This window comes from Loktanella sp. D2R18, assembly GCF_003318235.1.
In the GTDB taxonomy this organism is placed as follows: Bacteria; Pseudomonadota; Alphaproteobacteria; order Rhodobacterales; family Rhodobacteraceae; genus Yoonia.
The window spans coordinates 483,906-497,992 of sequence record NZ_QOCG01000030.1 but is presented as its reverse complement, the minus strand read 5'-3'; the positions used below and the strand labels follow the sequence as shown (position 1 = coordinate 497,992).

Annotated in this window: 14 protein-coding genes; 9 read left to right on the top strand and 5 right to left on the bottom strand. The window is 55.7% G+C overall.

Translation table 11 applies throughout. The features are described from left to right. Positions 1-3 precede the first annotated feature (3 nt). From DS901_RS15980 to DS901_RS15960, 5 genes are read left to right on the top strand one after another with little or no spacing between them, the layout of a single operon-like run. The gene (locus DS901_RS15980) at positions 4-1,944 is read left to right on the top strand and encodes an ATP-binding protein (RefSeq protein WP_113777892.1); all 1,941 of its coding nucleotides are present in this window, start codon (positions 4-6) and stop codon (positions 1,942-1,944) included. A 15-nt stretch (positions 1,945-1,959) separates the two neighbouring features. After that, positions 1,960-2,304, top strand: coding sequence for a hypothetical protein (locus DS901_RS15975; RefSeq protein WP_113777891.1), 345 nt, complete (start codon positions 1,960-1,962; stop codon positions 2,302-2,304). Between the two features lie 13 nt (positions 2,305-2,317). Beyond that, positions 2,318-3,667: a DUF6638 family protein gene (locus DS901_RS15970; RefSeq protein ID WP_113777890.1), complete on the top strand. Its 1,350-nt coding sequence runs from the start codon at positions 2,318-2,320 to the stop codon at positions 3,665-3,667. After that, a complete protein-coding gene (locus DS901_RS15965; protein WP_113777889.1) occupies positions 3,667-3,942 on the top strand; it encodes a hypothetical protein in 276 nt (91 codons plus the stop codon). The genes DS901_RS15970 and DS901_RS15965 overlap by 1 nt, the downstream gene beginning before the upstream one ends. 9 nt (positions 3,943-3,951) lie before the next feature. Next, entirely contained in the window at positions 3,952-4,623 is a 672-nt protein-coding gene (locus tag DS901_RS15960; protein WP_113777888.1) for a DUF1523 family protein, read from the top strand. Positions 4,624-4,638: 15 nt separating this feature from the next. On the opposite strand, the gene DS901_RS15955 is transcribed toward DS901_RS15960, so the two are convergent. The 4 genes from DS901_RS15955 to DS901_RS15940 form a co-directional block, all read right to left on the bottom strand. Further along, entirely contained in the window at positions 4,639-6,954 is a 2,316-nt protein-coding gene (locus tag DS901_RS15955) for an aldehyde dehydrogenase family protein (RefSeq protein WP_113777887.1), read from the bottom strand. Then, complete coding sequence (locus DS901_RS15950) at positions 6,951-7,268, bottom strand: hypothetical protein (RefSeq protein ID WP_113777886.1); 318 nt, start codon at positions 7,266-7,268, stop codon at positions 6,951-6,953. Before DS901_RS15950 ends, DS901_RS15955 begins: the two co-directional genes overlap by 4 nt. 4 nt (positions 7,269-7,272) lie before the next feature. Next, positions 7,273-8,277 (bottom strand): deoxyribose-phosphate aldolase, encoded by a 1,005-nt coding sequence (gene deoC, locus DS901_RS15945; RefSeq protein ID WP_113778072.1) that lies wholly within the window; start codon positions 8,275-8,277, stop codon positions 7,273-7,275. A 73-nt stretch (positions 8,278-8,350) separates the two neighbouring features. Continuing rightward, entirely contained in the window at positions 8,351-9,187 is an 837-nt protein-coding gene (locus DS901_RS15940; RefSeq protein WP_113777885.1) for a helix-turn-helix transcriptional regulator, read from the bottom strand. A gap of 108 nt (positions 9,188-9,295) precedes the next feature. On the opposite strand from DS901_RS15940, the gene rpe reads away from it, so the two are divergent. From rpe to DS901_RS15925, 3 genes are all read left to right on the top strand, one after another. Continuing rightward, positions 9,296-9,979 carry a ribulose-phosphate 3-epimerase gene (gene rpe, locus DS901_RS15935; RefSeq protein ID WP_113777884.1) on the top strand — a complete coding sequence of 228 codons (684 nt, stop codon included), beginning with the start codon at positions 9,296-9,298 and terminating at the stop codon, positions 9,977-9,979. Positions 9,980-10,182: 203 nt separating this feature from the next. Next, a complete protein-coding gene (locus DS901_RS15930; RefSeq protein WP_113777883.1) occupies positions 10,183-10,863 on the top strand; it encodes a response regulator transcription factor in 681 nt (226 codons plus the stop codon). After that, entirely contained in the window at positions 10,848-11,771 is a 924-nt protein-coding gene (locus tag DS901_RS15925; protein ID WP_113777882.1) for an ATP-binding protein, read from the top strand. Before DS901_RS15930 ends, DS901_RS15925 begins: the two co-directional genes overlap by 16 nt. A gap of 24 nt (positions 11,772-11,795) precedes the next feature. On the opposite strand, the gene DS901_RS15920 is transcribed toward DS901_RS15925, so the two are convergent. Then, positions 11,796-13,016, bottom strand: coding sequence for a urate hydroxylase PuuD (locus tag DS901_RS15920; protein WP_113777881.1), 1,221 nt, complete (start codon positions 13,014-13,016; stop codon positions 11,796-11,798). Between the two features lie 91 nt (positions 13,017-13,107). Between DS901_RS15920 and DS901_RS15915 the strand changes: the two genes are divergently transcribed. After that, positions 13,108-14,028 (top strand): LysR family transcriptional regulator, encoded by a 921-nt coding sequence (locus DS901_RS15915; protein WP_113777880.1) that lies wholly within the window; start codon positions 13,108-13,110, stop codon positions 14,026-14,028. Positions 14,029-14,087: the final 59 nt, after the last annotated feature.

Genomic DNA, 14,087 nt, shown 5'->3' with positions numbered 1-14,087 from the left:
ATTATGAGCCAGCCAAGCGATCAGATGGAACTGCGCGAGGACGATATTCGCAAACACTATATGCCTGTGGCCGAAATGCTGATGCATTTGGACCATAGCCCGCGCTTGGCCAAGGCGCGGCTGTCGCTTGAAGCGCCTGAAAAATCACCTGATGTTGCCGCGACCCGGCGACGGTTTCGGTCAACCACGCCCGGTCTTTTGTCGCGCACATCTGCGCCTTCGGGTGGGGTGCGGCTGCTCGACCGTTTGGCGGAAACCGATGATGATGATCCGCTGACATCACCTGCGCAGGCTTCGGTCGCGCATGCGCTGCGTCGCGCTATGTCGATTGCCTTGACCGTTGCGGATGCCTATTCCGATCAAACCCCGCTGACGGAACTGAAACGCATCAATCTTGAGGGGCGTTTGCCCGCGGAACGCTCAGTAGAATTCACAGAGTATTTGGCTTCTGAGAGCCTGATCGCGCTGTATACATTTGCCAATGCGACCTCGTTCCTTTTGGCCAGCCACGGCACGGAGGCCAGCGTTGATGTGGGCGCCGTTGATGAGGTTTTGACCGACAACGCGCCCTTGGCGCTGCACGGTGCGATTTGGGAACTTGATCAAAAGCTGGGCCAATTCGCCAAGGACGAGCCCACGATGATCGCTACGATGCTTGCCTATTGCGAACAGTTGATGGACCGGGTGGCGCAGCGTGCGAGCACCGCCGCGCATATGGCGTCGTTCAATGCTGCCAGTTGGCGCGTCGAAGCGGATGATTTCACGATCCAAGGGTTTACCCCGGCCCGCAAGGCCAAAGGGTCGGCCTTGACCATGACCTTCAAAAAACCGAACGAGGTCGTCGGTAACCACATCGCGAAATATCAGGCGATGAAACTGGCCAAGATGGTCATGGCCTATGATTTTGATCGCAAACTAAACCCGTTTGCGGAACTCGGTGGGTTTATCTTTACCTTTATGGGCGATGGGAAACCGGGGACCGGTAAGACGACCTTGATCCAAATGATGGCCGGTTTGGTCAATGATTACTGTCAGGTCGCGGGCTACCCGTTCCGCTATCAAAACCTGTCGACCGATAATATCGACAGCTATCAGGGTAAATCAGGTCAAAATGCGAAAGCGTTCATCAACAACGTGCTTGATCCGCATGTGATTGGCTTTGGCACGATTGACGACATCGATCAGCTTGCTGGCAAACGGGGCGATCGTCAATCATCCGCCGGGCAGTTGGAAATTACGGCTGTGCTGATGGAAAGCTTCGCGGGCGCGAATACTGTTGTGCGTGGGAATTGTACGTTTGGGATGTTTTCAAACTATCCTGAAAACGTCGACGACGCGCTGCGCCAACGTGCCGGTGCGCGCTTCCTTGTGGATGGGCCGCAAACACGCGATGACTATATCGACATCCTGTATCTGTTGATGGGTAAAAACCACGATATCCCCGTCGGCGCGCATGAGGTCTTTAGCGCGCAAGAGATTAAGAAAGCAGTCGCGGCCTCGTTTGAAGGCCACGCGCGGCCCAAAGAAATTGGGTTGCTCAACGTCTACGACAAAGTGTCGTCTGAGATCGGTGACCTAGATACAATCGCCAAAATGGGCACCTACCTGAAAGCCATCCAAGAAGCCGATCCACGCTTTACCGGCCGGGCGATCAAGAACATCACCGACGCGGTGAAGGTGCGCGCGATGGACTTTGAATTGCCGGACGAATGGATGGAAGATCCCGATCTGTTCATGTTCAAAGACTACGACGCCAAGAAAGCAATGATTTCAGACCTGCGCGTGCCAATCACGGTCGACATGGTCGTGCAAGAAATCAACCGCTACGCCGACAGCGAATTCCGCTATGCCGATAAATCCGACGAGGTCGCAATCGAAAACATGGTCCGCGACTTTGGTCGCCAAGAAGAGGCAAAAAAACGCTATCTAGGGGGTAAATCGTGACTTGGACCCGTGACCATGGGTGATATTCTCGCCGATAGCTTATTGCTTCCGGCACTGCTGATTGCCGTGATGGGGTTTGCCGTGCCGCGCCTATTGGCGCAACTGCTACCCGAAGGTGTTATGCCATTGCTGTTCAACGCGTTTTTGTCGTCGGTTTTGCTGTTCGTGATTGCGGGATGTTTCTTTGTTGGGCTCTACATCTGGCAGGGCGCGCCATTTGCAGAGGTCATGTCGGAAGGCTGGACAAAAAACGTCACCTTCTTTGGACGGCTGGGGCTGATGTCGGTGATCATCTGGGGTCCGATTATGGTGCTTTCGGTGGCGGCACTTCCGCGCAGATGGGTAAATAAAACATGGTAGGTAAGGCGCTGATATGCATCGTTTGATCGAAAAGGGCCTGATGTTTGGGAACCTGATCCGGGTGGATAGCCCGGTATTGGTTGAGCGCTACAATCGTGCGCTAAAACACCTTACGGGTAAAGAAACGCAGCAAAATGTGTTTCATATTGATATTTCTGGTTACAGTCCCGAGATTGGCGATGAACTGGGCGACCCGCTTTACCTGAACCATGCAGGTGTGAACAGGCAGTTTATTCTCCTGACGACGGAACAGGCTGGGGCTCCTTTGCTGAACGCAAAGTTTTCGACCGCGCGCGGCATCCTCAAGCAATTCATCACTGAAAACCGTGCAGAGCTATTTGCGCTGACAACGCGCGATGCCGTCGCGGGTGAATTGGTAAATTCGGTCTATTTAGCCGACAATCCTGCCCGGCTGTTCGATATCCGGAAAGTCAAGATCGAGGCCGACACGACCACGGGCACCGTTGCGATGGCTGATAAGCTGGGGCGGAAAATTGACCAGTTTAAAACAGAACAAGACGCATGGTTTGATGATGTCCTGATTGCCGAGATGATCGGTATGGCCAAACAAACTGGGGATGTCATGCGCAACCCGGTGCGTTTGCAGCAGATGGAATTCGACCAAGACAATTTTTGGACCGATCTGTTTGGTGGTATCTACTTGTTTCGCGGTGTTGAACACCCGGCGGCGATTGCGGCGTCCGATAAGGATGATCTGAGGAAGCTGCCAATCAATTTTACCTTTGACCTGAACGACCGCTCGGCAATTGCAAAGTTTCTGAGCCTGAACAATCTGGTCGAACCGATCATTGATGCGCGTGGTGTCGATGCAGCAGCGATCTTGCATCAAAAGATGGATTTCATCGTGATGGAAGTCGCGGCAACCATGGGTGAGAACCTCACGGGGGCGACCCGGCGCGACCTGCGCAGGCTTGGGCGTCAATATGCGGCGCTGTTGCCAGAAGCGTGGCAGGGGTTGGCGGCACTTGTCCGCTGGGCCGAAGAAGACGGGCCGTGGCCAAAGATTACATCAGAACATCCCGCCTATTTTTACACCCTGCGCGCCAAACCACACGCGGATGCGGATCTGGTCAATATGCTTTTGGCAGAGCTCACCCCGCTGGACATTCGCCAGCTATTTATCTGCCACAAGGAGGTGTTTTATCGCGCCTACGCCACATGGGCCGATGAAAAGCGCGCCTATGTCGCTGATTTCCTTGATCGCGAATACCAAGTCGATAAAGCTGGCACCCGAGAAGCATTGTTTGGTCACGAGGCCCCGATGGAGGAGCCGCGTGCCAAACGGCAACCTGATTTGATTACCCGTGTCGGTCCCTGGGGCGCTGTCGGAAGGAGAAGCTAATGGCTTTTGTCAGATTGATCGTATTTGGCCTTTTTGCCATGACGGTGCTGTATTGGATGATTGCGATTTATTCGCGGTCTGTGCGACGCGAACGGCTTGAGAAAGAATATATTGCGGAAAACCCAGGTAATATTGATCAAGATGCACATGATGCCTATGTCGAGGCTGGCATGACCGCCTATAATAACTCACTGCGGCCCAAATTAATTGGGCTGGTCTATGTCGTGCCAACGATCGTGATAATCACGATCGTCTATGTCATGAACGCGAACTAAGGAAATATCATGCACCGTATTAAGATCGCCTTTCGCGTCGCCGTATTCTTGGTCTTTGGGGCAATATTTCACTATGTTCTGCCGCAGCATGATGTGGTGCAGGTCACCTCGACCGAAGTTATTCGGACCGATTTCAGCTCTTACAATCGTCTGTTTTATGCGCAGGCTGATTCAGGCTCCGTTGAACAACCAACCCGCGATTTGCGCCTCATCAACACCAATAAGAAAAAGACGTTTCTGTTGGGATTTATTCCGCGCGACACGACCGGTGTGATGGTCTACCGGAATGAGGACACAGGCTGGATTTGGCCTCCATATTTCAAATTTGACAGCTCCGATTTGCAGGCCGAGGCCGCGAATACCGCACGCGGCGATGAATGGGCCGTGGTCACCCATTATGGTTGGCGTATTCGCTGGGCATCTGTCTACCCCAATGCCGTGGGCGTGCGCACGGTCGCTGGCCCGGATGTGACGATCATCCCTTGGTTCAACATCGTGTTCTTTCTCTTCTTGATCGTCGGTCTCGCGTTCATCCGCGCCATGTGGCGCCAGTTCCGTGAACGTACGGTTGACCCGCTGATGGATAGCGCGGGCCACCGCGTTGACGAAGTCCAAGCAGGTGTTGCAGCCCGCAAAGGCCGCATTTCGCGCTGGCTGGATACGTGGCGCAGCAAGAAATAGCAGGTCCTTACGGCGCTATTCGCCGTAAGGGATCCAGATATTTTTTACTTCTGTTGCAGCCTGAAGATAGTCTTGCGTGCGCGGGCTAATGGTGAGTCCGTTGTTCACCCAAGTCCGCTTCAGATTTCCCGCACTCGCGCGCTCAATTGCGCCGCTCACATCACTGCTTGAGAATGACCAGACGGCGTCTAAGTCCATGTGACCCGCCAACGTTGGTGCCAGTTCCGCGTGATCGCCTGTGATAATGTTCACCACGCCCGCTGGCACGTCGGATGTTTCCAACACTTGATAGAAATCAGTCGCCGCCAGTGGGTAGGCGACGCTTGGGATCAGAACCGTGCGGTTCCCCATTGCAATGGCCGGGGCCAGCGCGCTGATTAGTCCCGTCAGGGGGGTATCATCGCATAAGATGCCGATGTTGCCGACGCATTCTTTCATCGCCAGTGCGACCCCACGGATCGGCACACCATGCGCCTGACCGTCATATTTGTCGGCCCATGCCGCATAGGTAAACAGGGTCTGAATGGCGGTCTCTACCTCTGCCGCGCCGGATTTTCCGCCAGTTAACGCGTTGATCCGCGCGGTGAATTCATCACCTCGTGCCGATAGGTTTTCGGCAATATAATAAAGGATTTGTGCACGCAGGTGGCCGGTTGTTTTGGACCAGCCTTTGGCAGCGTTACAAGCTTCAACCGCGTTGCGAATATCCTTGCGGTTGCCGATCCCGACATGGCCAAGCAATGCGCCTTTGGCCCCGTAGATGGGTTTTGAGTAACCGCCGTCGGGGCGCGCTTGTTTGCCGCCGATGTAGAATTTTGCGGTGCGGTCCAATGGGTCCGCCGTTGCGCTGTCCGCGCCTGCAAAAGGTGTCGCGGGTTTGACCGGTTTGGCCGTCGCTTTGGGTTTTGTATATCCTGCCAAGCCTTCCCAACCGCCTTCGCGACCAAAGCCGCTTTCGCGCACCCCGCCGAACCCGGCCGCCGCATCCATCATGTTGGTGCCATTGATCCAGACGATGCCCGAAACCAGTTTTGGCGCGATATCAAGCGCGAGGTTGATGTTTTCGGACCAGACTGACGCCGCCAAGCCATAGCGCGTATTATTGGCGATTTCGACAGCCTCGGCAGGCGTGCGGAATGTGGTCGCCGCCAGCACGGGGCCAAAGATTTCTTCTTGCATCAGCGTGGATGCCGACGACAATCCGGTGATCAAAGTTGGCGGATAAAAACAGCCTTCGGGGGCCGCGATCTGGTAGGTTTCGCCTTCGGTATTTGAGTCGACCATCGCGCTGATTTGCGCATGTTGGACGGGGTCCACAATCGCGCCGACGTCGATGCACTTGTCCAATGGGTTGCCGATGCGTAGTCCGTCCATGCGGGACTTAAGCTTGGCATAGAACCTGTCCGCGATCCCTTCTTGCACCAAAAGCCGCGACCCGGCGCAGCAAACTTGGCCTTGGTTAAACCAAATGGCGTCGACCAGCCCTTCGACGGCGCTGTCGATATCGGAGTCATCAAAGACGATGTATGGGGATTTTCCCCCAAGTTCCAAGGATAGGGCCTTACCTGATCCAGCCGTCGCTTCGCGGATTTTCCGCCCGACTTCGGTTGATCCAGTGAAGGCGATTTTATCGACAGCGGCATTAACCAATGAGGCACCTGTGTCGCCATCGCCCGTCACGATGTTCACGACGCCCGGCGGCACGCCTGCTTGGGTACAGATATCCGCGAACACCATCGCCGACAGCGATGTGTATTCAGCAGGTTTCAATACTACCGTATTGCCCATCGCCAGCGCAGGCGCGATTTTCCACGCGAGCATGAGCAGCGGGAAGTTCCATGGGATAATCTGACCACACACACCCAATGCTTCGCGGTCAGGCAATTCATCGTCCATCAGCTGGGCAAAACCGGCGTGATGATAAAAATGCCGGATCGCCAAGGGCACATCAATATCGCGGCTTTCGCGGATCGGTTTGCCGTTATCAAGCGTCTCCATCACAGCCAGCAGACGGCTGTGTTTCTGCAAAAGCCGGGCAATCGCATAGAGCACACGCGCACGTTTATGGCCTGACTTGGCCCAAGCAGGCTGCGCCTTACGCGCTGCTTTGACAGCGGCGTCGACCTCATCAGCCGTGCCTTTGGTCACGTCTGCCAACTTTTCGCCAGTGGCAGGGTTGTTGGACGCAAAATCATCGCGCAACGCGCCCCATTTGCCGTCAATATAGTGGCCGGCAATGCCGTCACGATCCGCAATCCATTGCAGGGCTTCTGATGCGCTTTCAGGAGCAGGGCCGTAATCCATAGTGTCGAAGATTTCTTTGATGGTCATTGGAATGCATACCGATCGTAGAGGGAATAAAGTAGCGGAAGTAGGGCCAAGAATTGAATTGGCAGTCCGATGGAAATGATGCGCTTCATTCGATCCGAAGAATTTGCGTATCCCTCCAGCGTTTTGGGCATTGCGTCGCGCTCACGCCGGATCGTGTAGAGCTTGTGAAAAACCTCACGTTCGTCGTCTGTCAGCTGTTCGCTGGCAATACTATGAGATTTGATTTGTCGCACGATCAAAACGGAAACGAAGACGGTAACCGTGAAAAAGAGGAGGAATTCAGCGCTCGTAAGGATTTCGATCCAATCGTTCATGACATCACCCAATCGCGTGCCGCCAAGATGCGGAGTATGCACCCGTGACGTGATGTTCGAGTTGCCGTTCAATGTCGCCCAGCAGGGACGAGGCACCGAAACGGAACAGATCGGGTTGCAACCAACGGTCGCCCAGCTCGTCCTTCATCATCGACAGATAGACAAGCGCGTCTTTGGCTTTGGAAATGCCGCCCGCAGGTTTGTAGCCAACTTTGATTCCAGTACGGTCCTGATAATCGCGGATCGCGCGGATCATGGTCAGGGTGACGGGCAGGGTGGCGTTGACGGGTTCTTTGCCCGTCGAGGTCTTAATGAAATCGGCTCCGGCCATCATGCAGACCAATGATGCACGGGCGACGTTGCGCAATGTGCCCAACTCGCCCGTAGCAAGGATGGCTTTGACATGGGCGTCGCCGCAGGCTTCGCGCATCGCTTTCATCTCGTCATAAAGTGCCTGCCAGTTTCCTGTCAGCACATGTCGGCGTGAAATCACGATGTCGATCTCTGCTGCGCCCGCTTTGACGCTTTCGCCGATTTCGGCAATGCGCAAATGAAACGGTGACAAGCCCGCAGGAAACCCGGTGGAGACAGCGGCAACCGGAATGCCGGACCCATCCAGCGCCGCAACAGCCGTTTCGACCATATCGTGGTAAACGCAAACTGCGCCAGTGGTCAGCCCGGTCATACCCAACTGATCCAAAATATCCGCGCGCACAGGTTGGCGGGCCTTGGCGCAAAGTCTGCGCACGCGTCCTTCGCTATCGTCACCCGATAGGGTGGTCAGATCAATCAGGCTGATTGCTTTGCACAGCCATGCCGCTTGGTAATCCTTTTTGACGCTGCGCCGCCCCGGAAGGGTCTTGGCGCGCCGTTCAATCGCGGATGTGTTTGCCTGCACAGCCATGACCCAATCAAGGTCAAGTGGCATGCCGTCGTTACGTTGTTCTTGCACCTGTGGAAGTTTGTGCAAGGTATTGGAATAGGTAGATTGCAAGGGGGCCTCCTGCATTGCCATGTAAGACTGACAGTTCGTCCCCTAAATGGCAAGTTTTGATCAACTGGTCAAAACGATTTATCAGCAGCTAGGTTTGCGGCTGCACCAACTGGCGCTGAAAGCTTTGACGGTATTGTAATGGGGTAAGCCTATGGGTCGCCCGAAACAATTTATGAAAATGCGACATATTCGGAATACCGACATCTGCGGCAATCACGCTGATCGGGTCGCTATCGGTGATCAATGCGCGCGCAGCATGTGCCATGCGCAAGCTGTTCACGAAATCCGATGGGGTCTGACCGTAGTATTTGCGCATCGTGCGGCTGACATGCGGGTGCGCCTTGCCGGTTAAGGCGACGAACCCGGCTGCACCTTGGCGAAATACGTCGGGATCTTTGGCGGCATGGCTGGCATCATTGAGCCATGCGGGCGCGGATTTTTGCCCCCGATCCGCCGTTAGGTCCGCGCAAAGCGGCAGCAAAAATGCTTCGGCCTGCAAGGCGCTGCGGTCACTGCGTTCCAGCGCTACCGCTGCGTGGTTGAGCGTTGCCAATTGCCGGATATCGCGGTGATGTTGGACCAGCGGCGTATCTGCCCAAAAAAGATGACCGTTCAGGTCTGGGTGGCGGTCCGCTAGTGCGGTGATTGTGGCCGGATGAATGCAAAGCGACACGACTAGCGCATGTTCGCCGCGACCTTGTAGCGCATGGGTTTGACCGGGCTGCAAACAGCAAAGATCACCTTCGTGCAGGGTTGTGATTCTATCGGGCGTATGGTGGCGTACTTGGCCGTTTTGCACCCAGAAGGCTTCAAAAAAATCGTGCGAATGTAAGGCTTTGGGGCGTTGAGACGTCAATGTCGCGCGCGTCAGGTGAATTTGCGCCCCATCGTGGAGTATATCTTTGTACCGCAAAATATTGGCCATACCTCCGGATAGCACAGGTTTTTCTGCGTTGCAGCATATATCTTCATAACGTGACAATTGGTGCGGCGCGCGCTATCTGCTTGCAAATCATCAACACGAGGTAGCCATATGTCCTTTGATCGCTCTTTGAAAATCGCCCCGTCAATCTTGTCTGCTGATTTTGCGAATTTTGGCATGGAGTGTGCCGCAATCGAAGCGCAGGGCGCAGATTGGGTGCATGTGGACGTAATGGACGGGCATTTTGTGCCCAATATTACCTTTGGTCCGGCGACCTGCGCCGCGATTCGCCCGCATATTAAGGGTGTTATGGATGTGCATCTGATGATCGCGCCCGTTGATCCCTATATCGAGGCTTTTGCGCAGGCTGGTGCTGATGTGATCACCGCCCATGTTGAGGCTGGCCCGCATATTCACCGCACGTTGCAAGCGATCCGCGCGGCGGGCGCCAAGGCGGGTATCGCGCTCAATCCCGGCACACCGGCAAGCGCTGTGGAATACCTGCTCGATATGGTTGATCTGATCTGTGTGATGACTGTGAACCCCGGTTTTGGCGGACAGAAATTCATTCATTCGCAAGTCGATAAGGTGCGTGAATTGCGCGCAATGATCGGCGACCGTCCGATCCACATTGAAATCGACGGCGGCGTTGATCCGACAACTGCACCGCTTGTTGCCGCTGCGGGCGCAGATGTGCTGGTTGCGGGTTCTGCCGTGTTCCGAGGCGGAAGCGTCGCTAACCCAGCGCCATATGGCGAAAATATTCGCGCCATTCGGGATGCTTGCGCGGGCTAGCCTCTGCACAATTCCTGCACAAACGATCCAGACAACATGCACCCTGCCTTTTTAGACCTGTCGCAAAGCGGTAAAAAAGAGGCAGGACATGATTATTCGCGGCATCCCTAGAAAGCTTTCCAAAGACGCGTGGTGGCTTGACGATGAATAGCCTATCGCAAATCGCGCGCATTGCGTAGTTTGGGGCGCAAGGAGAGCTTAGAATGATCTTGATCGCAGATGATGACGCGCAAATTCGTGATGTTTTGCGCATTGCATTGGGGCAGGCGGGCTTTGCCGTGGCAGAAGCTGCCGATGGCCGCGCCGCGTTAGAAGCAGCCCGTAGCCTGAAACCGGATTTGATCGTGCTTGATATTGGTATGCCGGAAATGGACGGGCTGTCGGTGTGTCGCGAATTGCGCAAGGACTCACAAGTGCCGGTGTTGTTTTTGACCGCCCAAGCGGATGAGATTGACCGGGTCGTGGGGCTTGAATTGGGCGCGGACGACTATGTGTCAAAGCCGTTTTCACCACGTGAATTGGTGGCCCGGGTCCGGGCCATCGTCAAGCGCAGCGGTGTGAGCGCGCCAGAGCAAGCTGTTATGCGGCGTGGATTGCTGAGCCTCGATCCTGAACGTCATCTTTGCCATGTCAATGACGCACCCGTGACATTGACTGCGCGCGAGATGGAACTGGCCTTGCACCTGATGCGTCGCCCTGACAACGTGCTGTCGCGCCCGCAATTGGTGGATCAGATTTACGGGACCAATGTGCATGTCTCAGACCGTACGATGGATAGTCATTTGCGAAACTTGCGCGCCAAGCTGACTGCGGCGGGGTGCGCAGATGCGATTGAAACGGTGCATGGCGTTGGTATTCGGATGGGCGCATGTCGCGGCGGGTAATTGCAAAATGGCGTCCGCCGCTTGGCCTGGTGCTTGGCGGGACATTGGCCGCCGTGTTCTTTTTGCCGTTGATTGGGATCGGCTATTTTCGGGTCGCGGGCGGGGTCCTTGGCTGGGCCGAAACGGCGTGGATGATCGGCTGGATGGCCTTTGCCGCGGCGGCAATTCTAGGGTTCCTTCTGTGGCGGCTGGTGCTACGCCCTGTGCGCGCGATCACCGATTACGCGCAGGCTGAAGGGCGAGCAGATGTCCCCGTACATTTTGGCACGCCTGAGTTCTCTCAATTGGGGCAATCCGTCATTGCAATGACTCAGACCTTACAAGGGCGCGAGGCGGTGTTGCGATCTTATGCAGATCACGTCACGCATGAATTCAAGTCGCCGTTGACGGTGGTGCGCGGCGCGGCGGAACTGCTGGACGATCCGGCCCTTGCCCCCGCCGACCGGGCGAAGATGCTTGGGAATATTATGGCAGCGGTCGACCGGATGCAGGCTTTGCTTGATGGGCAACGCGCGCTTGCCCAAGCGCAAGACCCGATGCCGCGTGGCACCTGCCGCCTGTCTGATGTGGTCGCGGGGCGCGGTGTGGTCATCACCCAAGATGCACAGGTTCCCTTCTCAGAAGAGCTGCTCGCAGTGGTGATGACCCATCTCATCGGTAACGCCCATGCACATGGCGCGACGCAGGTAGATATTGCTGCTGGCGCTGATCAAATCAGGGTAAGCGACAATGGGCCAGGTATTTCGCAAGGCAATCGGAGCCGCATATTTGACCCGTTTTTTACCACGCGTCGCGATGATGGCGGGACAGGCATGGGGCTCGCGATTGTGCGGCGGATGCTGGAAACGCAGGGGGCTGAAATTACGCTATGCGCGGGGCCCGGAGCGGTGTTTGAGATCGCCTATTGAGGGGCAGGTGGATCGAGATCCACCCTACGATCCGGCCCGGTACCAAGCGACTAGCGCTTCGCGGTCCTCGATCGGGATTTGCGTGATATTGGCTGGCGGCATTGCGTGGCTTACCCCGGCTTGCAGATAGATTTGGCGCGCATGTTTCGTGATGTCGCCCGTGGTTTCCAAAAACACCCCCTTGGGCGCGGTTTGCATGTTGCCCCAGAAGGGTTCGCGGGCGTGACACATTGAACAACGGCCAAGCACGATGTCATGGACCTCTGCATAGCCCGCGGCGTTTGCGAACTGTTGCTCATAAGGTGTCAGATCGCGCGCTTCTGCTTCTTCATAGGTTTCATGACCGCGCTGGGTCGATAGCCACGCGATGATGATGAACAAAATCACAGTGACCGCCCACGTCCAGCTTGGCTTGCCTTTGCGCGCATGCATGGAGTTGAAATAATGGCGGATCGTAACCCCCATCAAAAATACCAATGCAGCGATGATCCATGCGTATTGCGTGCCAAAGGCCAGCGGGTAATGGTTGGAAAGCATCAAGAATATAACGGGCAACGTCAGATAGTTGTTATGCGTAGACCGCAGTTTCGCGATCTTCCCGTATTTCGGATCAGGTGTGCGCCCGGCCTTTAGGTCAGCCACAACGATCCGCTGGTTGGGCATGATGATCACAAACACATTGGCGGTCATGATCGTCGCGGTGAATGCCCCCAAATGCAGCAGTGCCGCGCGGCCCGTAAAGATTTGATTATACCCCCATGACATCGCCACCAGCAGCACAAACAGCAGCACCATCAGCACGGTCGGCGTGTTCCCAAGCGGCGATTTGCACAGGTAATCATAAATCACCCACCCCGCGGCTAGGGACGCGGCCGAGATAAACACAGCCTGCCAGACGGCAAGGTCAGCCTTGGCCGGATCGATGAGGTAAAGTTCGGCCCCGACCCAATAGACGACGGCCAGCATTGCAGCCCCGGACAGCCAAGTCGCGTAGCTTTCCCATTTGAACCAGGTCAGGTGTTCGGGCATCTCGGCGGGCGCGACGAGGTATTTCTGGATGTGATAAAAACCGCCGCCATGGACTTGCCATTCTTCGCCGTCGGCAGGGCCGTCGATGTCGCGGTTTAGCGACAGATCGAGTGCGATAAAGTAGAAACTGGACCCGATCCACGCAATTGCTGTGATCACGTGAAGCCAGCGCACAGCAAAGGCCAGCCAGTCCCAAAGAATTGCGATATCGTACATGCGTGTTTCCTCTTTTTTCCCTAGTCTAGCCAGCGGGCTGCTTTTCTTGTATTCCCTGATACTGCCAAGCTCTATCAAAAATAGCAGAATAATGTCCTATCTTGAGAATATCCGAACTTTTGTGCGTGTCTATGAATTGGGGTCGATGTCGGCCGCGGGGCGTGATTTGCGGATATCGCCTGCTGTGACCTCTGCGCGGATTTCGCAGCTAGAGGATCACCTATCTGTCCGCCTGTTTCAGCGAACCACCCGCAGCCTAACCCCGACAGCACAGGGCAAGGCGTTTTACGGTGGCGCCTGTTCGGTGCTGGATGCGGTTGCCTATGCCGAAGGGCAAGTGTCTGATTTGACCGAAAACCCAAAAGGATTGTTGCATGTTGCCGCACCTTTGGGCGTCGGACGCCGTTTGATTGCGCCACATGTGCCGGAATTCACCGCGCAGTATCCGCTGATTGACGTGCGGTTGCGGATGACAGACCGCACTGTTGATATGACTGCCGAAGGGTTGGACCTTGCGTTTCATCTGGGCCAAGCAGCCGATAGCAATCTGCGGCAGCGCAAGATTGCGGATGTCGCGCGGGTTTTGGTGGCGTCGCCCGCCTATATCGCGGCGCGCGGTCATCCTGCCGAGGGCGCGGCTTTAGTGAATGACAAACATGACTGTCTAAATCTGCGGTTCCCCGGCGCGCCTGAATTCCAATGGCGATTGCAGACAGAAAACGGGCCAGAACGGTTTCGGATCAGCGGCCGGCTTGAAAGCGACGATGGCGATGTGCTGACCGATTGGGCGTTGGCCGGGCAGGGGGTGGCGATGAAGCCGCTGTTCGAAGTGGCGGAACATCTGGCCTCTGGCGCTTTGGTTCAGGTCGCGCAGAGCACGCCCCCAGTTCCCGTGCAGATGTCGTGCCACTACACGCATCGCCGCCACCAAGACCCAAAGACCCGCCTATTCATGGAGTTTATGACCGACCGGATCGGAGATGCTATTCGAACCGCCGAAACTCTTTCATGAATAATTTGATAAATTTCTGAATTATATCAGATAAACATAGAAACGAAGTAGGAGACATC